Below are 19,649 nucleotides of genomic sequence, written 5' to 3' on the forward strand. Positions count from 1 at the left end.
TGACGGTGACGGTGATCCTGGACGAGACCGACAGCCCGATGGGCGAGCCCTGGGTGGAGTTGATGGGCCTGCCGCCCGTCGGTCGCGGCGAACGCCCCTTGGGCGAGACGATGGAGGCCGACCTCGACGAGGTGATCGGGCGGCTCGGCCGCAAGGTGATGGCCGACGATACCAAGCTGGAAGAGGAAATCCGCAAGGTGGTTCGCCAGGTCGGGATGGAAGAGATCGGCAAGAAGCCCGAGGTCACGGTGGTGATCAGCCGCCTGGTGGCAGAGTAGGCCATCCACCGGACCGCTCGTCGTCTCCTTCGTCGCTCCTCGCGGGCATCAGGCCGACGAGAAGCCGAAGGCGCACGAGGAGGGGTCCGAGCGTGGGGTCTTGCGGCCTCAGCCCTCGGTGCCGGTGGCCGGGACGGGCTCCTCGGCCTCTTCCGCTTTCGACGGCTTCAGCGCGAAACTGCGCAGGATGAAGTCCGGCACATGGTCGCCCATGCCGATGACCGACGGCCCGAGATCGCGGTCACGGCGATAGTCGCGGCGGTCTTCGCGCGGCTCGCGGCGCTCTTCGCGACGGTCCTCCCGCGGTTCGCGGCGGTCATCCCGACGCTCGCCCCGCTCCTCGCCCCGGCCCTCGCGGCGACGGTCGCCCCGATCTCCACGCGGTTCGCGACGCTCTTCCCGGCGTTCCTCGCGCGGGGCGTCTTCGACGGTCTCGGTCTTGGGCGCGACGACCAGAGGCTCCATCGCCGCCACCTCGTCATGCGCCTTCACCGGACGCTCGCGGTCGCGGCTGCGACCTCCCCGCTCACGCCCCTTGCGGTCTTCGCGCGGGGCCCGGTCCGGGCGGCTGTCGGAGGTCGAGGGCTCGAAGCCTTCGGGCTGCGCGCCGCGGGGAATCTCGGCCTTGATCAGGCTTTCGATGGCTTTCAGATACTTGTCGTCCGACGGCACCGCGATGGTGAAGGCCTTGCCCAGACGCCCCGCGCGGCCCGTGCGGCCGATGCGGTGAACGTAATCCTCGGGGTGCGAGGGCACGTCGAAGTTGAACACATGGCTGACCGCCGGAATGTCCAGCCCCCGCGCCGCCACGTCCGAGGCGACCAGCAGGTGCAGCGTCCCGTCGCGGAAGGCGTCCAGCGTCTTCATCCGTTCGGATTGCGCCAGGTCGCCATGGATCGGGGCCGCGTTGAACCCGTGCGATTTCAGCGACTTGGCCACCACATCCACGTCCATCTTCCGGTTGCAGAAGATGATCGCGTTGGTGCAGGCCTCGCCTTCCGCCCGGATCAGCGCGCGCAGCATGGCGCGCTTGTCGCCAAAGCTGCGGTCCTTGCGGGCGGGCTTCACCTCGATCAGGCTTTGCGTGATCGTGGTCGAAGTCGTCGCCTGCCGCGCCACCTCGATCTTGGCCGGGTCCTTCAGGAAGGTCTTGGTGATCCGCTCGATCTCGGGCGCCATGGTCGCGGAATAGAACATCGTCTGCCGCTTCGGCGGCGTCAGGGTGAAGATGCGCTCGATGTCCGGGATGAAGCCCATGTCGAGCATCCGGTCGGCCTCGTCCACCACCATGATCTGCACGCCGGTCAGCAAGAGCTTGCCGCGCTCGAAATGGTCCAGCAGGCGGCCCGGCGTGGCGATCAGCACGTCGACGCCGCGGTCGATCAGCTTGTCCTGCTCGCCGAAGGCCACGCCGCCGATGAGCAGCGCCTTGGTCAGCTTGGTGTGCTTGGCGTAGATGTCGAAGTTCTCGGCCACCTGGGCGGCCAGTTCGCGCGTCGGTGCCAGCACCAGGCTGCGCGGCATCCGGGCGCGGGCGCGGCCCTGGCCCAGAAGCGTGATCATCGGCAGCGTGAAGCTGGCCGTCTTGCCGGTGCCGGTCTGGGCGATCCCGAGCACGTCGCGGCCTTGCAGCGCGTGGGGAATGGCTTCGGCCTGGATCGGGGTGGGGGTCTCGTAGCCGGCTTCAGTGACGGCCTGCAGCACGCGCGGGTCCAGCGCGAGATCGGTAAACTTGGTCATATGCGTCCTATGGATGCGGTATCGGACCGCATGGATTATGGGACGCAAGTTTCCGGGCGCCCCGGCGTCTCGGCCCCTCTGGCCGCCTGCGGCGCATAACGGAAATCGTCCCCATGGTCAAGCCGGGGGCCGGAACGGGTTTGTTCGCAGGCTTGCGCCGGGATCAGCCCTCGTCCGCCCCGGTGGGCGGCCACGCATCCAGCACCCGGTCCATCCGCGCCAGATGCTTGCCCGCCCGCATGATCCCGATCCGCCGGAACAGGTTGCCGGGGTCCGCATTCAGCCGCTGCAACAGGTGGCAGGCCGGGGGGCCGACGACCGGCACCTTCTCGGCCTCGCCCCAGATCTGCGCCAGCAGGTTGATGTCCAGCCCCCCGTCGCCCAGGTTGAAATGCGGCATGTCCAGTGGCAGCCGCCGGTTCCGCGTCCGCCGGGCCGGAAAAGGTGTCGCGGCGTCATGGCCGGAATGCAGCCGCTCGAACTCGTAAAGCTTCATCAGCGAGAAGAGCACGTTGATCGAAAGACCCACCCGCCGCTGCGCCTCGGTCTCGCCATGGTCGCCGAAGGTGATGATCGAGGAGATCAGCCAGCGTCCCGGCAGGTCCGGCATCAACTCTGCCCCGGCCTCGGCCCAGATACGGCGGAAAAGGGCGGGGGTATGGGCCGGGAAGCGCTGCTTGCGCAGGTGGGCGATCAGGATCGCGTTGACCGCCGCAAGCTCCGGCTTGCCCGCCAGTTCCACCCGCATCTGGTGCAGCTTCTTCGCATGCAGGGTCTGGGGGCCTTCCAGCGGCGGGATCGTCGCGGGGATGCGGGCCTCCAGCAGGGCACGCAGGTCCAGATCGGCGGGGGGGAACCAGTCGCGCGCCGCCAGTTTCAGCCGCCGCCGCCGCTGCTTCCAGATCCCGGTCAGGCTTTCCGGCGCGCCCGGATAGGTCTCGACCGCGCCGTCCTCGGCCGGGTCGCCCTGCGGATCGGGCGGTTCACTGCTGGCCATGCTCGCGTGCCCCCGTCCCGCTCCGCCACAGTGACGCTAGGCTGCACCAGGATGGGGGTCAAGCCGGGCTCAGACCATCATCTCCTTGGTCGCGGTCAGCCGCAGGCCGGGATAGTCGCGCACCACGCGGTCGATGTCCCATTGCAGCCGGGTCAGGAACACCAGGTCCCCGTCGCTGTCATGCGCGATATGGCCCTTGTTGACGTTCACCAGCTTTTCGATTTCCGCCTTGTCGCCGGAGATCCAGCGCGCAGAGGTGAAGTTCGACCCCTCGAAGCGGACGGGCAGGGAATATTCCTGCTCGATGCGGCTGGCCAGCACGTCGAATTGCAGCGCGCCCACCACACCGACGATATAGCCCGAGCCGATCATCGGCTTGAACACCTTGGCGGCCCCTTCCTCGGCGAACTGGGTCAGCGCCTTTTCCAGATGCTTGGCCTTCAGCGGATCGGTGGCGCGGATCGTCTGCAGAAGCTCGGGCGCGAAGCTGGGGATGCCGGTGAAGCGCAAGCTTTCCCCCTCGGTCAGCGCGTCGCCGATGCGCAGCTGGCCGTGGTTCGGGATGCCGATGATGTCGCCCGCCCAGGCTTCTTCGGCCAGTTCACGGTCGGCGGCAAGGAAGAGGACCGGGTTGGTGATCGACATCGGCTTCTTCGAGCGGACATGGTGCAGCTTCATTCCCCGCTCGAAATGACCGCTGGCGAGGCGGACGAAGGCCACCCGGTCGCGGTGCTTGGGGTCCATGTTGGCCTGCACCTTGAAGACGAAGCCGGTGACGGCGGGTTCCGAGGGGTCGATCTGCCGTTCCGCGGCCTTTTGCGGCTCGGGCTCCGGCCCGAATTCGCCGATCCCGTCCATCAGTTCCTTCACCCCGAAGGAGTTGATCGCCGAACCGAACCAGATCGGCGTCATCGAGCCGTTGAGGAAGGCCGCCCGGTCGAAGGCGGGCAGCAGTTCCCGCGCCATCTCCAGCTCTTCATGGAACTTCTTCAACAGCTCCGCCGGGATGTGTTCCGCCAGTTTCGGATCATCCACGCCGCTGATCTGGATCGATTCCGCCACCTTGTTGCGGTCGGCGCGGTCCATGATCTCCAGCCGGTCGTGCAGCAGGTCATAGGCGCCGACGAAGTCCCGCCCCATGCCGATGGGCCAGCTGGCCGGGGTCACGTCGATGGCCAGGTTCTCCTGGATCTCGTCGATGATCTCGAACGTGTCGCGGCTTTCGCGGTCCATCTTGTTGCAGAAGGTCAGGATCGGCAGGTCGCGCAAGCGGCAGACCTCGAACAGCTTCCGGGTCTGGCTCTCCACCCCCTTTGCCCCGTCGATCACCATGATCGCGGCATCGACCGCCGTCAGCGTGCGATAGGTGTCTTCCGAGAAATCGCTGTGGCCGGGCGTGTCGACCAGGTTGAAGCGGTAGTGGCGGAAGTCGAAGCTCATGGCGCTGGCCGAAACGGAAATCCCCCGTTCCTGTTCCAGCTTCATGAAGTCCGACCGCGTGCGCCGCGCATCGCCCTTGGCGCGGACCTGGCCCGCCATCTGGATCGCGCCGCCGAACAGCAAGAACTTCTCGGTCAGCGTGGTCTTGCCGGCGTCGGGGTGCGAGATGATCGCAAAGGTCCGGCGGCGGGCGATTTCGGGCGGAAGGGGGGCGCGGTTCGACATGGGCAGCGACATATCCTGCGGCGGGCCGCGCCGCAACAGATGCACGTCTTGTCCTTGCGGCCTTGGCTGCTAGGCTTCCGCCAAAGCAGGAGGAATTGCAGATGGATCTGGGGATTGCGGGAAAGCGGGCGCTGGTCTGCGCTTCGTCGAAGGGCTTGGGCCGGGGCTGCGCCGAGGCGCTGGCGGATGCGGGCGTCGATCTGGTGATGAACGCGCGGGGGTCGGAGGCACTGGAAGCGGCGGCGCATGACCTCCGGTTAAGGTTTCAGGTGAATGTCACCACCGTGTGTGCTGATATCACGACAGAATCCGGTCGTGAGGCCGTGCTGGCGCATGGACCGTTCGACATCCTTGTCACCAATTCGGGCGGCCCGCCGCCGGGGATGTGGTCGGATTGGGGCCGCGAGGATTTCCTCAAGGCGCTTGACGCCAACATGCTGACCCCCATCGCGCTGATGCAGGCCGTCCTGCCCGGGATGATGCAGCGCGGCTGGGGCCGTGTGGTGAACATCACTTCCGTCTCGGTCAAGGCGCCGGTGGCGGTGCTGGGCCTGTCAAACTCTGCCCGCGCCGGGCTGACCGGCTTCGTCGCCGGGACCGCGCGGCAGGTGGCGGGGAAGGGCGTCACGATCAACAACTTGCTGCCCGGTATTCATGCGACCGACCGGGCGATTGCACTGGACAGCGCGGTGGTCAAGGCGCGGGGCATCAGCATGGAGGAGGCGATCTCGGAACGCGCCGCGACCATCCCTGCTGGGCGCTACGGGACGCCGTCTGAATTCGGCGCGGCCTGCGCCTTCCTCTGCTCGCAGCACGCCGGGTTCATCGTCGGGCAGAACGTGCTTCTGGACGGCGGTGCGACGAATACGACCATGTGAGACGCCTTGCCGGGCGGGGGCACGGCTGCTAGGGAAAACCTGAGCAATTCGCTTGAGTTTCATGCCCGACACGCCTTCCCTGCGCCTTGAAACCCGCAATCTCGTCCGCGCTTTCGGCGGGCGGCGGGTGGTGGATGACGTGTCGCTGTCTGTGGCGGCGGGGCAGGTGACATGCCTGCTGGGCCCCTCGGGCTGCGGCAAGTCCACCACGCTGCGGATCATCGCGGGGGTCGAGCGGGCGGAGGCGGGCGAGGTGGTGCTGGACGGCGAGACCGTCGCCGGAGCGGGGGTGCATGTGCCGCCGGAGCGCCGCTCGGTCGGGCTGATGTTCCAGGATTTCGCGCTGTTCCCGCATTTGACGGTGGCCGACAATGTGGGCTTCGGGCTGCGCGGCGACCGGGTAGGAAAGACGCGGCGGGTGGGTGAACTGCTTGAAAAGGTTGACCTCTCCGGCTTTGGAAGGAAGCATCCGCATGAGCTGTCGGGCGGCGAGCAGCAGCGGGTGGCCCTGGCGCGCGCGCTGGTCCCGCGCCCGCGTGTCATGCTGATGGACGAGCCTTTCTCGGGCCTCGACAACCGGCTGCGCGATGGCATCCGCGACCGGACGCTGGAGCTTCTGAAAGAGGAAGGGACCGCCGTCCTTCTGGTTACGCATGAGCCCGACGAGGCGATGCGGATGGCTGACGAGATCGCCCTGATGCGGGCGGGGCATATCGTGCAGAAGGGGGCGCCCTATAACGTCTACAACGCCCCCGTCGACAAGGCGGCGGCAGCTTTCTTCAGCGATGTCAATGTGATCCGGGGTGTCTCCAAGGGCGCGCTGACCGAGACGCCCTTCGGCGCCTTCCTGACGCCGGGCCATGCCGATGGCGCCGCGGTCGAGATCGTGATCCGCCCGCAGCATCTGCGCATCGACTTCGACCGGGGCGGCCGCGGCCCGAATCCGACGCCGGAAGACGGAACGGCGGCGCGCGGCACGGTGCTGCGCAGCCGCTATCTGGGGCGGGAGAGCCTGGTCGATTTCGCGATGGACTTCGAGGGGGCGAAGCTGACGGCATCGGTGCCGGGGGTCTTCCTGCCGAAGCCGGGCACGGTGCTGTGGCTGATGATCCGGCGGGATCGCTGCTTCGTGTTCGGGGTCTGACGCAACACCCGGGGCCGCCCCGTTAAATCAACGGCTTGGCGGAAGTCTTGCGATCTGTTTCGCGTATGGCTTGCGTATGGAGTCCGTATGGACGCGCGTCGGGGTGGCGGGGCGTTAACCCTGGGCCGCGAATCGGTGCTATCCCTCGGTCTCGATCCCCGACTGCGGCAGAAGCGTCGCGACCTTGTAGAGCAGGCTCCGCGCCGCCTTGGCCCGCGGGTTCCCCTCAAGCCCGACATGCCGCAGCCCTTCCACCAGCGCCTCCAGTTCTTCGGGCGTGAGCATCGTCGGCGGCAGCATCAGGGGCGAGCGCAGGATGTAGCCCAGGCCCCGCTCGCCCGTCACAGGCAGGCCGGTTGCCGCCAGCATCTCCATGTCGCGCCAGATCGTGCGGGTCGAGACGCCGAGTCGGCCCGCCAGTTCGGAGGCGGTATGCAGGCGCCCGTCGCGCAGGGACTGGACGATGTCATAGAGGCGGGCGTCGCGTTTCATGGCAGTTCCGGGCGCGGGGCGGGCCGGTTGCCCACCATACTGACAAAATACTGTCAGTAGACTGCCCGGCGCAAGCCGCTTGACCCTTGGAAGCGAGGCCTTGACCGACCTATTACGGGTCAGACGACCCCCGGCCGGCCTCTCCGGCCAGAGACAAGGAGATGACGACATGCATATGGGAAGCCCCATTCAGCTGCTGCTGATCGCGATCGTGGTGCTGGTGCTCTTCGGGCGCGGCAAGATCGCCGGGATGATGGGCGAATTCGGCAAGGGCATCACCGCCTTCAAGCGCGGCATCAAGGAAGGCTCGGAAGAGCTGGAGAAACAGGCCGCCGAGGAAGCCAAGGACGTCACGCCCAAGGACAAGGTCTGAGGCTGAGGCACGACCCTTCGGAAGGCGCAAGAGATGTTCGATATCGGCTGGATGGAACTGATGGTGATCGGCGTGGTGGCGCTGATCGTCGTAGGCCCCAAGGACATGCCTGAGATGTTCCGGCAGTTGGGACGTTTCATGGCGAAGATCCGCGCCATGGGCCGCGAGTTCAGCCGGGCGATGGAGCAGGCGGCGAAGGAAAGCGGCGTGGACGAGGTCCGCCGCGACCTGAAGACGGTGACGAACCCGGTCTCGACCGGGATGCAGAGCCTGAAATCCGCCGCCGACAAGTTCGAGAAGTGGGACCCGGTGAAGAATGCCGCGCGGCCTTCGACCCCCGTGAAGCCGGCCGCCCCCCTGACCCCGGCACCGATGCCGCCGGCGCAGCCGCAGGCCGCGGCGCCCGCCGTCGACCCCGTGGCGCCCGGACCGGCCACGCAGGCGCTTATCGACAAGCAGGCGGCGCGCAAGGCGATCATGGACGAGATGAACGCGAAGCTGAAGGCGCTGGACGCCGGTGAAGCGCCGGGCGCGGACAAGCCCGCGAAGGCGCCGGGCCGTCGGCGCAAGGCCAAGGGCGACGAGGCATGACGAAGGAAGACAATATCGACGACAGCTCGGCCCCGCTGATCGAGCATCTTGCCGAGCTCAGGAACCGCATCCTGTATTCCATTGCGGCCTTCACGGCGGCCTTCCTGTTTGCCTGGGTCTTCTGGAAACCGGTCTTTGCGCTGCTCAAGGCGCCGCTCTGCAACACGCTGGCCGCGCGCGGGCAGGAATGCCAGCTGGTGCTGATCAAGATGCAGGAAGGCTTCTTCGTCTCGATGAAGATCGGCCTCTGGGGCGGCTTCGGGCTGGCTTTCCCGATCATCGCCTACCAGCTCTGGCGCTTCGTCGCGCCTGGCCTCTACCGCAGCGAGAAGGCGGCGTTCCTGCCCTTCCTGGTCGCCTCGCCGGTGATGTTCGTGCTGGGCGGCACGGTGGCCTATTTCGTGATCCTGCCCTGGGCCTTCGACTTCTTCCTGTCCTTCCAGGAAAATTTCGCCAGCACCGCGACCGATGCCGCCGCAGGGGCGACGGCCAGCGGAGCGGCGGGCACGGCGACGACCGGCGGCGTGCCGTCGGGGATCGTCTTCCAGGGCTCGATGGAAAGCTATCTGTCGCTGACGATGAGCTTCGTGATGGCCTTCGGCATCTGCTTCCAGCTGCCCGTCCTTCTGTCGCTGATGGGCCGGGCGGGCCTCGCCTCGTCGCGCGGGCTGAAGGCGATGCGGAAATATGCCGTGGTCGGCATCCTCACCGTGGCCGCGATGGTGACGCCGCCGGATGTTATGAGCCAGCTGATCCTCTTCGCGGTGGTCTATCCTCTGTATGAAATCTCGATCTTCCTGGTCGCCCGGTTCGAGCGCCAGCGCGAGGCGCAGATGCGGGCCGACGGCACCTGGGTCGACATCGACGAGGATGACGAGGCGGAAGCAGGTTCGCAGGCATGACCGACCCACTGGACCGGATTGCGGCGGCGCTGGAGCGTCTGGCCCCGGCACCGAGTCCCGCGCCGGACTTCGCGGCCGAGGCTTTCGTCTGGCACACCGCGCCCGACCGGCTCGAGCCGGTTACCCATGTCGCGCGGGTGGACATCGGGCTTCTGATCGGGGTGAACCGTTCGCGCGATACGCTTCTGGAGAACACCCGCCATTTCGCCGCCGGACTGCCCGCCAACAATGCGCTGCTCTGGGGCGCGCGGGGAATGGGCAAGTCCAGCCTGGTGAAGGCGGTCCACGCCGCCATCAGGGCCGAGGGGCATGATCTGAAGATCGTGGAGCTGAGCCGCGAGGACCTGCCGTCGGTCCAGCGCCTGCTTCAGCATCTGCGCGCCGCGCCGCACCGGTTCCTGCTGTTCTGCGACGACCTGTCCTTTGCCCATGACGACCAGCACTACAAGAGCCTGAAGGCGGTGCTGGACGGGGGCATCGAGGGGCGGCCGGAGAATGTACTGTTCTACGCGACCAGCAATCGCCGCCACCTGATGCCGCGCGACATGATCGACAACGAACGCTCGACCGCGATCAACCCCGGCGAGGCGGTGGAGGAGAAGGTCTCCCTCTCGGACCGGTTCGGGCTGTGGCTGGGCTTCCACCCCTGTTCGCAGGACGACTACCTGCAGATGATTCGCGGCTATTGCGCGGCGCACGGCGTCGATGTCCCGGAGGATCGGCTTCTGGCCGAGGCGGTGGAGTGGCAGGCGACGCGCGGCGGCCGGTCGGGTCGGGTGGCCTGGCAGTTCTTCTGCGACCTCGCCGCGCGCGAAGGGGTGCGCATCCGGGCGTGACATGTGATCTTCACTTGCAGCGGGCGGCAACTCGCCTTAGGCGGGATGGATCATGATCACTGAAATCCTGGTCATCCTGGCCCTGATCGTCGTGAATGGCGTCCTCGCCATGTCGGAACTCGCCATCGTCAGCGCCCGGCCGGCCCGGCTGAAACCGCTGGAAGCGAAAAGCCGGGGTGCGCGGATGGCCCTGCGGCTGGCCGAGAATCCGGGGCGGTTCCTCTCGACCGTGCAGATCGGGATCACGGCGGTCGGCGTGCTCTCCGGCGCGCTGTCGGGGGCGACGCTGGGGTTGCGCCTGCAGCAATGGTTGCTGGGGCAGGGGGTGCCCGCCGACTGGGCCTCGACCCTCGGGGTCGGGGGCGTGGTGGTGGCGATCACCTATGTCAGCCTGATCGTGGGCGAGCTGGTGCCGAAGCAGATGGCGCTGCGCAACGCCGAGGGCGTGGCGATTCGCGTGGCCCCGGCGATGACCTTCCTCTCGGTGATCGGCGCCCCGCTGGTCTGGTTCCTCGACAGGTCGGGCAAGGCGCTTCTGTGGCTTCTGGGCCAGCGCGGCGAAAGCGAGAACCGGGTCACGGAGGAGGAGGTCCATGTCCTTCTTGCCGAGGCGCATGAGGGAGGGGTGCTGGAGACCGAAGAGCGCGAGATGATCACCGGGGTGATGCGGCTTTCCGACCGCGCCGCCCGCGCGCTGATGACGCCCCGGCACGAGGTCGAGATGCTGCCGTTCGACGCGACGGGGGCCGAGGCGGTGGCAGCGATCCGCAAGGTCGCCCGCCCGCGGATGCCCGTCGCCAATGCCGAGGGCGAGGTGATGGGGATTGTGCTGCTGTCGGATGCCTTCCAGGTCGTCTCCCGCCGGGAAACGCTGGACCTGAAGGCGCTGGTCCGCGAGGTGCCGGTGGTCTCCGACCAGGCCGAAGCGCTGGATGTGCTGGAAATCCTGCAGAAATCCGAACACCACTTCGCCCTGGTCTACGACGAGTATGGCCATTTCGAGGGCATCCTGACCACCGGCGACGTGCTGGAGGCGATCACCGGGGCGATCGCGTCCAGCGAGCCGGACGAGCCCGCCATGGTCGAGCGCGAGGACGGCAGCCATCTGGTCGCGGGCTGGATGCCGGTGGACGAATTCTGCGACTGGCTGGGCTTGCCGCGCGGGATGGCGGGGGAATACGACACCGTCGCGGGTCTGGTGCTGCACCAGCTGGGCCATATCCCCGAGCTTGGCGCGCATTTCACCGCCGAGGGCTACCGCTTCGAGGTGATCGACCTCGACGGCCGCCGCATCGACAAGGTGCTGGTGGCGGAAGTGAAGGGCTGATTGCCGGATGGCGCGGAAGGGCCTATACTTCCATGCAGGAGACACCCGTGATGCGCATCGACAAGCAGGCCGAGATCGACCGCTGGCTCAAGCCTGATGGACCCGAGGTGAAGCCGGAGCCCGGCTATGACGAATGGCTGGCCGCCGAGATCGCGGCCGGGCTTGCCGAGTTGGATGCGGGGAAGGGTATTCCTGCCGCCGAAGTGTGGAGATCGCTCGGCCTGGAATGAAGTTGATCATTTCACCGCTCGCGGCCCATCGGCTGCGGGAAATTCAAGCTCTTATCGCATTGGATGGGAACCTGAACGCCGCGTTGCGCGTCGTTCTGCGGATTCGCCAGGCGGCGGAAATGCTGACTGATTTTCCCCGGATGGCACCAAGATGGCAGGGAGGGTCCACCCGGGCGCTGGTGGTTTCCGGCCTGCCATATCGCATCCACTATCGGGTTCTCGCGGATGCCGTGGAAATCATGACCATAACCCACACCAGCCAGAAGCCGCAGCGCTTTCTCTGACCACGACCCATCTGCGAAGATCAGAATCTTCGCAGAAGATTCGCTCCTACTGCAGATAGCCCACCGGATCGAAGCTTTGCTTCGAGGTGTTGCGTACCTCGAAGTGGACGAAGGCCGGATCGCCGGGGGCGACCTTGCCGATCTCCTGGCCCCGTTTCACCTTGTCGCCCTTCTTCACCACCATGCCCGAGACGCCGACATAGACTGTCAGCAGGTCCCCGGCGTGGCGGATGATCACGATGCCCTTGCCGTTGGTGTCCGACGACAGCACCGTCACTGTCCCGGCATCCGCCGCTTTCACCGGGCTGCCCGCCGCGGCGGCGATGTCGATGCCCTGGTTCTTCTTCGCGTCATAGCCGCGGATGATCTTGCCGGAGGCGGGCATTGCCATCTTCGAGGGCTTGGTCTTCTCGGCCCCCAGGTCGGGCGAGGCCGGGGTGCCCTTGGGCTTGGTGCCGCTCGCCTCGGTCTTCTCGTCCGGCAGCGGCTTCTTGGCCGAGGGCGGTTCGGGCGTGGGGCTGCCTGCGCCCGGCGCGGTCGGCACCGGCTCGGGGACTGGCGCGGCGGCGGTGGCGACCGGGATGATGAGCGTCTGGCCTTCGCGCACCGCCATGTCGGACCCAAGCTGGTTCCAGTCCGCCAGCGCCTTGGCCGAGACGTTGTAGGTCCGCGCGATGGTGAAGGCGGTCTCGCCCCGCGCGACGCGGTGGGTGAGGGGCTGGCCGGACACCGGTTTCGAGGCGACGGGCGAGGTCGCGACGGGCGTCGGCCCGGCGGCGTCCAGCGCGGTGGTGGCGATCGAGGTGATGTCGACCCCGCTGCCGGAGGAGGGGGCCGTTCCACCGATCACCGCCGGTTGCGGCGCGGCGGCGACGCGCTTCGGCAACAGAAGCATCTCGCCCTCGCGCAGCGGGTCGGTCGGGCGCAGCGCGTTGGTGCGCGCCAGCTCCTCGGGGTTCATCCCCAGCCGGCCCGCCATGCTGGCGACGCTTTCGCCGCGGCGCGCGGTCGCCATCTGGTAGTCGGGATAGGAGATGATGCCGTTGCCGTCAGGCGTGGGCGCCGCCGCCGTGGCCTGCCGCGCGGCCTCGGACGTGTCGCCGCGTCCCGAGCGCAGGTCCCAGTCCAGGTTGCCGGTGTCCATGCATCCTGCCAGCGCCAAAGCACTTGCGCCAAGCACCAGCGTTGCCCGCAGTCTTTGTCCCGTTCTCGCCATGTCGTCCCGCCTGATGATCTGCCTGCCCGGGTTCGGCCCGGTTTATCGGCCCGAATGTTACTCGGACCCGATCCCTTCGACCAGTGGAACAAAGCGCACTGGGCGAAGTTCTTCGTAATCGAAACCGCTTTGGGTCCGCGTGACCTTGATCAGCGCCTGCACCGCGTCGGACTGGCCGACCGGGACCACCATGATCCCGCCGGGCTTCAACTGCTCCAGAAGCGGGCCGGGAGGGTCTTCTGCCGCCGCCGTCACCAGGATGCGGTCGAAGGGCGCCTGGTCGGGCAGGCCATGCGAGCCGTCGGCGGTGATCGCGGTGATGTTCACCAGATCGAGCTGGCGGAACAGCTCGGCCGCCTCGCGCACCAGGCGGCGGTAGCGGTCGACCGTATAGACCCGCCGGGCGAGCTGCGACAGGATCGCGGCCTGGTAGCCCGATCCCGTGCCCACCTCCAGCACCGTGTCGCGCGGGTTCACCTGCAGCGCCTGGGTCATCAGCCCCACGACCGAGGGCTGGCTGATCGTCTGGCCGCAGGCGATGGGCAGGGGCATGTCCTCATAGGCGCGGTCGGCGAAGATGCCACGGACGAAGAGACCGCGGTCGATCCGCTCCATCGCGGTCAGGACGCGGGTGTCGGTCACGCCGCGCGTGCGGAGGGCAAAGAGAAAGCGCATCTTGCGTTCGGCAAGCAGGTCGGAGGTCGGGTCGTCCTCCGCACCTTCGGTCATGCGAGCCTCGCCTCGAGGTCGGCCAGAAGGTCATGCGCGGTCAGGTCGGCGCGCATCGGCGTGATCGAGATGAAGCCGTCGAGGTTCACCGCGGCATCGCTGCCGGGCAGGGTGGGCGTGTGCTGGTGTCCGCCCTTGATCCAGAGGAACCGCTTGCCCGCGGGCGAGGTATGCGGCTCGACCGAGAAGGTCGTGTCGCGGCGAAAGCCCTGCGGGGCCACCATCATGCCCCGGGTGTCGGCGGCCGAGATCGGCGGAAAGTTGATGTTATAGAAGGTGCGATAGTCGCCCTCGGCCCAGATCCCCTTGTCCAGAAGCGCGCGCACCACCCCGGCGCCATGGGCGCGGGCGCTCTCGAACGGATCGGCCAGCCGCGCATTGTCGGCCCCGAAGAACTGCGACAGCGCGATGGCCGGCACGCCTTGCAGCGCGGCCTCCATCGCCCCGCCGATGGTGCCGGAGTACAGCACGTTTTCGGCCGCGTTGTTGCCCCGGTTCACCCCCGACAGCACCAGATCGGGCCGCGCGCCGTCCAGCACGTCATAGATCGCGGCCAGCACGCAATCGGCAGGCGAGCCCTCGGCGGCGAAGCGGCGGGGCCCAAGCTCGGCGATCATCATCGGATGGGTGTAGCTGATGCAATGGCCCACACCCGATTGCTCGAAGGCGGGGGCGACGGTCCAGACCTCGCCCTCGGGCCCGGCGATTTCCGTGGCGATCTGGGTCAGAACCTCCAGCCCGGGCGCGTTGATGCCGTCGTCGTTGGTGATCAGGATGCGCATTCTGGGTCCTCATTCTGCCGCTTCTGATTAGACGACCATCCCTTCCCCTTCAAGGCGCGATGGCGAAAGGAAAAGCTTGCGCGGCGTGGAATTGCACGGTTGTATGACAGCAGGCAGGGGGGCACATGGCGGACAGCGGCAGGCCAGAGGCGATCCGGGTTGTGGACCTGCACAAGAGCTTCGGCACCCATCATGTGCTGAAGGGCGTCTCGCTGACCGCGCGGCAGGGTGACGTGGTGGCGATCATCGGCGGCTCCGGCTCGGGCAAGTCCACCATGCTGCGCTGCATCAACTTTCTGGAGACGCCGTCCTCGGGCCGGATCAGCATCGCGGGTGAGGATGTCAGCATGCGGCCTGACGGCACCCCGGCCGACCGCCGCCAGATCGAGCGCATCCGCCAGTCGCTGGGCATGGTGTTCCAGAGCTTCAACCTCTGGACCCACCGCACCGTGCTGGAAAACCTGATCGAGGTTCCCGTCCACGTCCTGAAATGCCCCAGGGACGAAGCGGTGACCCGCGCCCGCAAGCTTCTGGCCCGCGTGGGCCTTGCCGAGAAGGAGGGCGCCTATCCGGCCTTCATGTCCGGCGGCCAGCAGCAGCGCGCCGCCATCGCCCGGGCGCTGTGCATGGAGCCGAAAGCCATGCTTTTCGACGAGCCGACCAGCGCGCTGGACCCCGAACTGGTGGGCGAGGTGCTGCAGGTGATCCGCGCACTGGCCGAGGAGGGGCGCACGATGATCCTTGTCACCCATGAGATGAAATTCGCCCGCGAAGTGGCCAGCCATGTGATCTACCTGCACAATGGCCAGATCGAGGAAGAAGGCCCGCCGGACCGGCTGTTCGGCGCGCCGAAATCGGACCGCCTGAAGCAATTCCTGAAATCCGTCGCCTGAAGACGCGGAAACCAGCCAACAAGGAGAGACCCCATGAAGCTGAAATCCCTTGCCGCCGCCCTGATCCTGCTGGCCGCCCCCGTCGCGGCGCAGGATGTCAAGGTGGGCATCGCCTCCGAACCCTATCCGCCCTTCACCAGCCCCGACGCCAGCGGCAACTGGGTCGGCTGGGAGGTCGACATGATCAACGCGGTCTGCGCGGCGGCCGAGATGACCTGCGTGATCACCCCGGTCGCCTGGGACGGCATCATCCCGGCGCTGACCTCGGGCCAGATCGACGCGATCATGAACTCGATGTCGATCACCGACGAGCGTCTGAAGACCATCGACTTCTCGGACAAGTACTACAACACCCCGACCGTGGTTGCGACGGCCAAGGGGTCGGGCATCACCCCCACGCCGGAAGGGCTGGCGGGCAAGATCATCGGCGTGCAGGTCGCGACGGTGCACGAGGCCTATGTGAACAAGCATTTCGCGCCGACCGCCGCCGAGGTGAAGGTCTACCAGACCCAGGACGAGGCGAACCAGGACCTTGCCGCCGGCCGGATCGACGCGACCCAGGCGGATTCCATCGCGCTGGACGCCTTCATCGCCTCGGAAGCCGGGGCCGCCTGCTGCGAGATCGTGGGCGCGGTCGCCGACGACCCGGAGGTGCTGGGCCTTGGCGTGGGCGTGGGCCTGCGCAAGGGCGATGAAGAGCTGAAGGCCAAGTTCAACGCCGGTATCGCCAAGATCCGCGAGGACGGGACCTACGACGCGATCACCGCCAAGTATTTCGCCTCGTCGATCTACGGCGAATAAGCGCCTTGGGCATCCTGTCCTTCCGGCGGGCAGGTGCCCCCCAACCCCTCCCCACGACGGGGAGGGGAGCATCCCGGCGCGGCCGTCGGGCCTGTCTCGGGACTGATGCACTGGCCCTTCGCCGGACGGAACGGCTATCACATAGGGACAGCGGGCGCGCAGGATGATCGGCTCCTCCCTTCTCGCCTCCACGCTGGGCCTTCTGGCGATCGACCCGCCGGGCTGGGGGGCGGTTCTGCTGGCCGGGCTGTGGCATTCGGTGCTGATCGCTGCCGGGGCCTTCGCGCTGGGCCTCGCCATCGGCATCCTCGGCGCTTACGGCAAGCTCTACGGCGGGCCGGTGACGAAGGACCTGCTGGCGATCTACACCACCGTCGTCCGCGCGGTGCCGGAACTGATCCTGATCCTGATCCTGTATTTCGCCGTCACCGATCTGGTGAACCAGATCCTGTTGTCGCTGGGGCGCGAGAAGATGCAGATTTCCGGCATCGCGGCCGGGATCATGGTGCTGGGCGTGGTGCAGGGCGCCTATGCGACCGAGGTCCTGCGCGGCGCGATCCTGGGCGTGCCTGCGGGCCAGATCGAGGCGGCGCGCGCGATGGGAATGTCGCCTGTGCTGCTGGCGCGGCGGGTGACGCTGCCCCTGATGCTGTCGCTTGCCCTGCCGGGACTGGCGAACCTGTGGCTGATCGCCACCAAGGACACCGCGCTTCTGGCTGTGGTGGGCTTTGCCGAGCTGACCCAGGCCACGCGGCAGGCGGCCAGCACGACCAAGGCCTTCTTTACCTTCTACGCCGCCGCCGGGGTGCTGTATCTGGCGCTTTCCATCCTTTCGACGCTGGTCTTCGCCCTTCTGGAGCGGCGGGCGCGGCGCGGACAGCGTCCGGTGCAGGGCTGATGCTGCGCGAGCTTCTCCTTCCCCGCCGTCTGGTCATGCTGGCGATTCTGGCCGTCATCATCCTGCTGGTCGCGGTCTATGGTCGCTGGGCCTGGCTGGGCGAGCCGAAGTATCAGGCGCTGATCCTGAAGGGCATCGGCAACACGCTGCTGCTTCTGGTCCTGACCATGGGCATCGGCATGGCGCTGGCGATCCCGCTGGGGCTGGCCCAGGCGGCGGGGCCCTGGTATCTTGCCGCCCCGGCGCGGGCCTTCTGCGGGTTGATCCGGGGCACGCCGCTCTTGTTGCAGCTGTTCCTGCTTTACTACGGCATCGGCAGCCTGTTTCCCGGTATCCCCGGCATCCGCGACAGCTTCCTGTGGCCGGTCCTGCGCGATGCCTGGTATTACGCGGTCGTCGGCCTGTCGCTTTCGGTCGCGGGCTATGAGGGCGAGATCATGCGCGGCGCCTTCCGCGCGGTGCCGCATGGCCAGTTGGAAGCCGCGCGCGCGATGGGGATGCCGCGCTTCACCGCCTTCCGCCGCATCTGGCTGCCGCAGGCGCTGCAGCGGGTGCTGCCCACGCTGGGGGGCGAGACGGTGCTGCAACTGAAGGCGACGCCGCTGGTCGCGATGATCACCGTGGTCGATATCTATGCCGTGGCCAGCCGCGTGCGGTCGGAGACGCTGATCACCTACGAGCCGCTTCTGCTGCTGGCCGTGACCTATCTGGCGATCACCGGCGCGATCGTCGCGCTGTTCCGCTGGTTCGAGCGCCGGGTGCCGCAGAAGACCGCTTGAGGCGGAGGGTTAAGCCCGCGTAAACGCCCACGCCCAAGCCCTTGAAAAGGCTGGCGCCGACCGGCTGCCCGCGCGTGGGCAGTCAGGCGTCGCGCTGGGCGATCCAGTCGTGGTCGGGATCGTTCATGAACCGCCATTTCCGCAGCGGCCCGGCCATGACGTTCAGATAATACATCTCATAGCCATAGGGCGCGCCGCAGGGGTGGTGGCCCTTCGGGACCAGCGTCACGTCGTGGTTCTTGACCGTCATCGTCTCGTCCAGCGAACCATCCTCGGTATAGACCCGCTGGATGCCGAAGCCCTGGCCGGGGTTCAGCCGCATGTAATAGGTCTCTTCCAGATAGGTCATGTTCGGGAAGTCGTCCTCGTCATGCCGGTGGGACGGGTAGGAGGACCAGTTCCCGGCCGGGGTGAAGACCTCCGTCACCAGCAGGCTGTCGGCCACGTCCAGCGCCTCCATCGCGATGTTGTTGACGTGGCGGGTGTTGGTGCCCTTGCCGCGCGGCGTCAGCGTGATCCCCTCCGGCCCCAGCCGCCGCGCCGGGTGATTGCCCTTGCCGGGAGCCTTGCAGACCCCGAGGGTGCAGGCGGTGGTGGCGACCGCCTTCCACTGGCTGCCGTTCGGGACATACAGGCAATGCGGCGGGGTCTTCTCGAAGACGTCCATCCGGTCGCCCATCTCGCCCCAGTTCTGCCCGGCGGCCTCGATGCGGGCCTTGCCCTCGACCAGAACCAGGATCACCTCCTCGTCGCCGGTCGCTTCCTCGGCCACGTCGCCCGGTTCCAGCCGGTAGAGGGTGAAGCCGACATAGCCCCAGCCGGCGCTTTCCGGCGTCACCTCATGCACCTTGCCGCGGGTTCCGGTGGGTTTCAGAAGGAGATTGGGCATGGGTGCGGTCCTTCAGGAGGGGCGGCTCAGGTCGATCTCCAGACCGGAAGCCTTGCAGATTTTGACGATATGCTCGTAGCCCAGCTTTGAATACTCGTAGGGCGGGGCCTTGGCCGGGTCCTGCTCGGCCTCGACCACGATCCAGCCGTCGTAACCCATCGCCTTCAGCTTCTCGGTCACGGCGCGGAAGTCGATGCAGCCGTCGCCCGGCACGGTGAAGGCCCCGGCGATCACCGCGTCGAGGAAGCTTTTCCGGTTGTCGCGAATGTCCTTCACCACCTCGGGGCGGATATCCTTGAAATGGACGTGATGGACGCGGGTTGCCCAGCGGTCGAGGACCCGCATCACATCGGCCCCGCCGAAGAGGAGGTGGCCGGTGTCGAAAAGAAGCTTCACCTCGGGGGTGGAGCCTTCCATCAGCGCGTCCACGTCCGCCTCGGATTCGATGAAGGACCCCATGTGGTGATGGTAGGCGAGGGTCATGCCCTGGTCGGCCATCCATTTCGCCAGCTCGGACAGTTTCGCGCCATAGGCCTTCACCTCGGCGGCAGAGAATTTCGGGCGGTCGTTCACCGGGGCAGTGATGTTGCCCTGCACGGTGTTGGAACATTCGGCATAGACGATGCAGGGGGCGTTGAGCGCGACAAACTGCTCGACCTGCGGGCGCACCGCCTCGATCTCGGTCTTCACATCGTTGACGAGGAGATTGCCGGAACACCAGCCGCCACAAAGGAAAAGTCCGTTCGCCGTCAGGTAGCGGCCAAGCCCTTCGGTGTCCGCAGGCATCCGGCGGCCACGTTCGACGCCGGTATAGCCGATCTCCCGCGCCTCGCGCAGGGCCTGTTCCATGGTGTAGGCGGCGGTCAGGTCCGGCAGGTCGTCGTTCTGCCAGGAGATGGGGGAGATCCCGATCTTCACGCTCATT

Annotated in this window: 22 protein-coding genes and 1 pseudogene; 14 read left to right on the plus strand and 9 right to left on the minus strand. The window is 67.3% G+C overall.

Annotated features, from left to right (window positions below; all coding sequences use genetic code 11):
• Positions 1–278 (plus strand): annotated as a pseudogene (locus tag V7Q39_RS06455) (ribonuclease J); the annotation flags it as partial.
• A gap of 108 nt (positions 279–386) precedes the next feature.
• Here V7Q39_RS06455 and V7Q39_RS06460 read toward each other — a convergent pair.
• From V7Q39_RS06460 to V7Q39_RS06470, 3 genes are all read right to left on the minus strand, one after another.
• On the minus strand, positions 387–2,018 hold the full coding sequence (locus tag V7Q39_RS06460) for a DEAD/DEAH box helicase (RefSeq protein WP_333815737.1): 1,632 nt from the start codon (positions 2,016–2,018) through the stop codon (positions 387–389).
• A 163-nt stretch (positions 2,019–2,181) separates the two neighbouring features.
• The gene (locus V7Q39_RS06465) at positions 2,182–3,015 is read right to left on the minus strand and encodes a hypothetical protein (protein ID WP_333815738.1); all 834 of its coding nucleotides are present in this window, start codon (positions 3,013–3,015) and stop codon (positions 2,182–2,184) included.
• Between the two features lie 69 nt (positions 3,016–3,084).
• Positions 3,085–4,680 (minus strand): peptide chain release factor 3, encoded by a 1,596-nt coding sequence (locus V7Q39_RS06470; RefSeq protein ID WP_333815770.1) that lies wholly within the window; start codon positions 4,678–4,680, stop codon positions 3,085–3,087.
• A 101-nt stretch (positions 4,681–4,781) separates the two neighbouring features.
• Between V7Q39_RS06470 and V7Q39_RS06475 the strand changes: the two genes are divergently transcribed.
• Both V7Q39_RS06475 and V7Q39_RS06480 read left to right on the plus strand, forming a co-directional pair.
• Positions 4,782–5,558 carry an SDR family oxidoreductase gene (locus V7Q39_RS06475; protein ID WP_333815739.1) on the plus strand — a complete coding sequence of 259 codons (777 nt, stop codon included), beginning with the start codon at positions 4,782–4,784 and terminating at the stop codon, positions 5,556–5,558.
• A gap of 61 nt (positions 5,559–5,619) precedes the next feature.
• On the plus strand, positions 5,620–6,702 hold the full coding sequence (locus V7Q39_RS06480) for an ABC transporter ATP-binding protein (protein WP_333815740.1): 1,083 nt from the start codon (positions 5,620–5,622) through the stop codon (positions 6,700–6,702).
• 138 nt (positions 6,703–6,840) lie between these two features.
• On the opposite strand, the gene V7Q39_RS06485 is transcribed toward V7Q39_RS06480, so the two are convergent.
• Entirely contained in the window at positions 6,841–7,194 is a 354-nt protein-coding gene (locus V7Q39_RS06485) for a helix-turn-helix transcriptional regulator (RefSeq protein WP_333815741.1), read from the minus strand.
• A 169-nt stretch (positions 7,195–7,363) separates the two neighbouring features.
• Between V7Q39_RS06485 and V7Q39_RS06490 the strand changes: the two genes are divergently transcribed.
• From V7Q39_RS06490 to V7Q39_RS06520, 7 genes are read left to right on the plus strand one after another with little or no spacing between them, the layout of a single operon-like run.
• A complete protein-coding gene (locus V7Q39_RS06490) occupies positions 7,364–7,567 on the plus strand; it encodes a twin-arginine translocase TatA/TatE family subunit (protein ID WP_333815742.1) in 204 nt (67 codons plus the stop codon).
• Between the two features lie 33 nt (positions 7,568–7,600).
• Positions 7,601–8,158, plus strand: coding sequence for a Sec-independent protein translocase protein TatB (gene tatB, locus V7Q39_RS06495; RefSeq protein ID WP_333815743.1), 558 nt, complete (start codon positions 7,601–7,603; stop codon positions 8,156–8,158).
• Positions 8,155–9,060 carry a twin-arginine translocase subunit TatC gene (tatC, locus tag V7Q39_RS06500; protein ID WP_333815744.1) on the plus strand — a complete coding sequence of 302 codons (906 nt, stop codon included), beginning with the start codon at positions 8,155–8,157 and terminating at the stop codon, positions 9,058–9,060. Before tatB ends, tatC begins: the two co-directional genes overlap by 4 nt.
• Positions 9,057–9,896 (plus strand): ATP-binding protein, encoded by an 840-nt coding sequence (locus V7Q39_RS06505; RefSeq protein ID WP_333815745.1) that lies wholly within the window; start codon positions 9,057–9,059, stop codon positions 9,894–9,896. The genes tatC and V7Q39_RS06505 overlap by 4 nt, the downstream gene beginning before the upstream one ends.
• A 52-nt stretch (positions 9,897–9,948) precedes the next feature.
• Positions 9,949–11,223 carry a hemolysin family protein gene (locus tag V7Q39_RS06510; protein ID WP_333815746.1) on the plus strand — a complete coding sequence of 425 codons (1,275 nt, stop codon included), beginning with the start codon at positions 9,949–9,951 and terminating at the stop codon, positions 11,221–11,223.
• A 32-nt stretch (positions 11,224–11,255) separates the two neighbouring features.
• Positions 11,256–11,453 carry a hypothetical protein gene (locus tag V7Q39_RS06515; protein ID WP_333815747.1) on the plus strand — a complete coding sequence of 66 codons (198 nt, stop codon included), beginning with the start codon at positions 11,256–11,258 and terminating at the stop codon, positions 11,451–11,453.
• Positions 11,450–11,737, plus strand: coding sequence for a type II toxin-antitoxin system RelE/ParE family toxin (locus tag V7Q39_RS06520; RefSeq protein WP_333815748.1), 288 nt, complete (start codon positions 11,450–11,452; stop codon positions 11,735–11,737). Before V7Q39_RS06515 ends, V7Q39_RS06520 begins: the two co-directional genes overlap by 4 nt.
• A gap of 46 nt (positions 11,738–11,783) precedes the next feature.
• Here the strand turns inward: V7Q39_RS06520 and V7Q39_RS06525 are convergent, their stop codons facing one another.
• The 3 genes from V7Q39_RS06525 to surE all read right to left on the minus strand — a co-directional run bounded on the left by V7Q39_RS06525 (position 11,784) and on the right by surE (position 14,464).
• Positions 11,784–12,881: a peptidoglycan DD-metalloendopeptidase family protein gene (locus V7Q39_RS06525; RefSeq protein WP_333815749.1), complete on the minus strand. Its 1,098-nt coding sequence runs from the start codon at positions 12,879–12,881 to the stop codon at positions 11,784–11,786.
• A 129-nt stretch (positions 12,882–13,010) separates the two neighbouring features.
• Positions 13,011–13,682, minus strand: coding sequence for a protein-L-isoaspartate(D-aspartate) O-methyltransferase (locus tag V7Q39_RS06530; protein ID WP_333815750.1), 672 nt, complete (start codon positions 13,680–13,682; stop codon positions 13,011–13,013).
• Positions 13,679–14,464: a 5'/3'-nucleotidase SurE gene (surE, locus tag V7Q39_RS06535; RefSeq protein WP_333815751.1), complete on the minus strand. Its 786-nt coding sequence runs from the start codon at positions 14,462–14,464 to the stop codon at positions 13,679–13,681. Before surE ends, V7Q39_RS06530 begins: the two co-directional genes overlap by 4 nt.
• Positions 14,465–14,589: 125 nt before the next feature.
• On the opposite strand from surE, the gene V7Q39_RS06540 reads away from it, so the two are divergent.
• The 4 genes from V7Q39_RS06540 (at position 14,590) to V7Q39_RS06555 (ending at position 17,835) form a co-directional block, all read left to right on the plus strand.
• On the plus strand, positions 14,590–15,357 hold the full coding sequence (locus tag V7Q39_RS06540; RefSeq protein ID WP_333815752.1) for an ABC transporter ATP-binding protein: 768 nt from the start codon (positions 14,590–14,592) through the stop codon (positions 15,355–15,357).
• 33 nt (positions 15,358–15,390) lie between these two features.
• Positions 15,391–16,158, plus strand: coding sequence for a transporter substrate-binding domain-containing protein (locus V7Q39_RS06545; RefSeq protein ID WP_333815753.1), 768 nt, complete (start codon positions 15,391–15,393; stop codon positions 16,156–16,158).
• A 163-nt stretch (positions 16,159–16,321) separates the two neighbouring features.
• On the plus strand, positions 16,322–17,056 hold the full coding sequence (locus tag V7Q39_RS06550; RefSeq protein WP_333815754.1) for an ABC transporter permease: 735 nt from the start codon (positions 16,322–16,324) through the stop codon (positions 17,054–17,056).
• On the plus strand, positions 17,056–17,835 hold the full coding sequence (locus tag V7Q39_RS06555) for an ABC transporter permease (RefSeq protein WP_333815755.1): 780 nt from the start codon (positions 17,056–17,058) through the stop codon (positions 17,833–17,835). Before V7Q39_RS06550 ends, V7Q39_RS06555 begins: the two co-directional genes overlap by 1 nt.
• An 82-nt stretch (positions 17,836–17,917) precedes the next feature.
• Here the strand turns inward: V7Q39_RS06555 and iolB are convergent, their stop codons facing one another.
• Both iolB and iolE read right to left on the minus strand, forming a co-directional pair.
• Positions 17,918–18,724 carry a 5-deoxy-glucuronate isomerase gene (iolB, locus tag V7Q39_RS06560; RefSeq protein WP_333815756.1) on the minus strand — a complete coding sequence of 269 codons (807 nt, stop codon included), beginning with the start codon at positions 18,722–18,724 and terminating at the stop codon, positions 17,918–17,920.
• A 12-nt stretch (positions 18,725–18,736) separates the two neighbouring features.
• Positions 18,737–19,648 carry a myo-inosose-2 dehydratase gene (gene iolE, locus V7Q39_RS06565; RefSeq protein WP_333815757.1) on the minus strand — a complete coding sequence of 304 codons (912 nt, stop codon included), beginning with the start codon at positions 19,646–19,648 and terminating at the stop codon, positions 18,737–18,739.
• Position 19,649: the final 1 nt, after the last annotated feature.

This window comes from Tabrizicola sp. (genome assembly GCF_036781545.1).
In the GTDB taxonomy this organism is placed as follows: domain Bacteria; phylum Pseudomonadota; class Alphaproteobacteria; order Rhodobacterales; family Rhodobacteraceae; genus Tabrizicola.

Coding starts and splice junctions, on each gene's coding strand:
- V7Q39_RS06460 (WP_333815737.1), bottom strand. CDS start 2,018: ATGACCAAGTTTACCGATCTCGCGCTGGACCCGCGCGTGCTGCAGGCC.
- V7Q39_RS06465 (WP_333815738.1), bottom strand. CDS start 3,015: ATGGCCAGCAGTGAACCGCCCGATCCGCAGGGCGACCCGGCCGAGGAC.
- V7Q39_RS06470 (WP_333815770.1), bottom strand. CDS start 4,680: ATGTCGAACCGCGCCCCCCTTCCGCCCGAAATCGCCCGCCGCCGGACC.
- V7Q39_RS06475 (WP_333815739.1), top strand. CDS start 4,782: ATGGATCTGGGGATTGCGGGAAAGCGGGCGCTGGTCTGCGCTTCGTCG.
- V7Q39_RS06480 (WP_333815740.1), top strand. CDS start 5,620: ATGCCCGACACGCCTTCCCTGCGCCTTGAAACCCGCAATCTCGTCCGC.
- V7Q39_RS06485 (WP_333815741.1), bottom strand. CDS start 7,194: ATGAAACGCGACGCCCGCCTCTATGACATCGTCCAGTCCCTGCGCGAC.
- V7Q39_RS06490 (WP_333815742.1), top strand. CDS start 7,364: ATGCATATGGGAAGCCCCATTCAGCTGCTGCTGATCGCGATCGTGGTG.
- tatB (WP_333815743.1), top strand. CDS start 7,601: ATGTTCGATATCGGCTGGATGGAACTGATGGTGATCGGCGTGGTGGCG.
- tatC (WP_333815744.1), top strand. CDS start 8,155: ATGACGAAGGAAGACAATATCGACGACAGCTCGGCCCCGCTGATCGAG.
- V7Q39_RS06505 (WP_333815745.1), top strand. CDS start 9,057: ATGACCGACCCACTGGACCGGATTGCGGCGGCGCTGGAGCGTCTGGCC.
- V7Q39_RS06510 (WP_333815746.1), top strand. CDS start 9,949: ATGATCACTGAAATCCTGGTCATCCTGGCCCTGATCGTCGTGAATGGC.
- V7Q39_RS06515 (WP_333815747.1), top strand. CDS start 11,256: ATGCAGGAGACACCCGTGATGCGCATCGACAAGCAGGCCGAGATCGAC.
- V7Q39_RS06520 (WP_333815748.1), top strand. CDS start 11,450: ATGAAGTTGATCATTTCACCGCTCGCGGCCCATCGGCTGCGGGAAATT.
- V7Q39_RS06525 (WP_333815749.1), bottom strand. CDS start 12,881: ATGGACACCGGCAACCTGGACTGGGACCTGCGCTCGGGACGCGGCGAC.
- V7Q39_RS06530 (WP_333815750.1), bottom strand. CDS start 13,682: ATGACCGAAGGTGCGGAGGACGACCCGACCTCCGACCTGCTTGCCGAA.
- surE (WP_333815751.1), bottom strand. CDS start 14,464: ATGCGCATCCTGATCACCAACGACGACGGCATCAACGCGCCCGGGCTG.
- V7Q39_RS06540 (WP_333815752.1), top strand. CDS start 14,590: ATGGCGGACAGCGGCAGGCCAGAGGCGATCCGGGTTGTGGACCTGCAC.
- V7Q39_RS06545 (WP_333815753.1), top strand. CDS start 15,391: ATGAAGCTGAAATCCCTTGCCGCCGCCCTGATCCTGCTGGCCGCCCCC.
- V7Q39_RS06550 (WP_333815754.1), top strand. CDS start 16,322: ATGATCGGCTCCTCCCTTCTCGCCTCCACGCTGGGCCTTCTGGCGATC.
- V7Q39_RS06555 (WP_333815755.1), top strand. CDS start 17,056: ATGCTGCGCGAGCTTCTCCTTCCCCGCCGTCTGGTCATGCTGGCGATT.
- iolB (WP_333815756.1), bottom strand. CDS start 18,724: ATGCCCAATCTCCTTCTGAAACCCACCGGAACCCGCGGCAAGGTGCAT.
- iolE (WP_333815757.1), bottom strand. CDS start 19,648: ATGAGCGTGAAGATCGGGATCTCCCCCATCTCCTGGCAGAACGACGAC.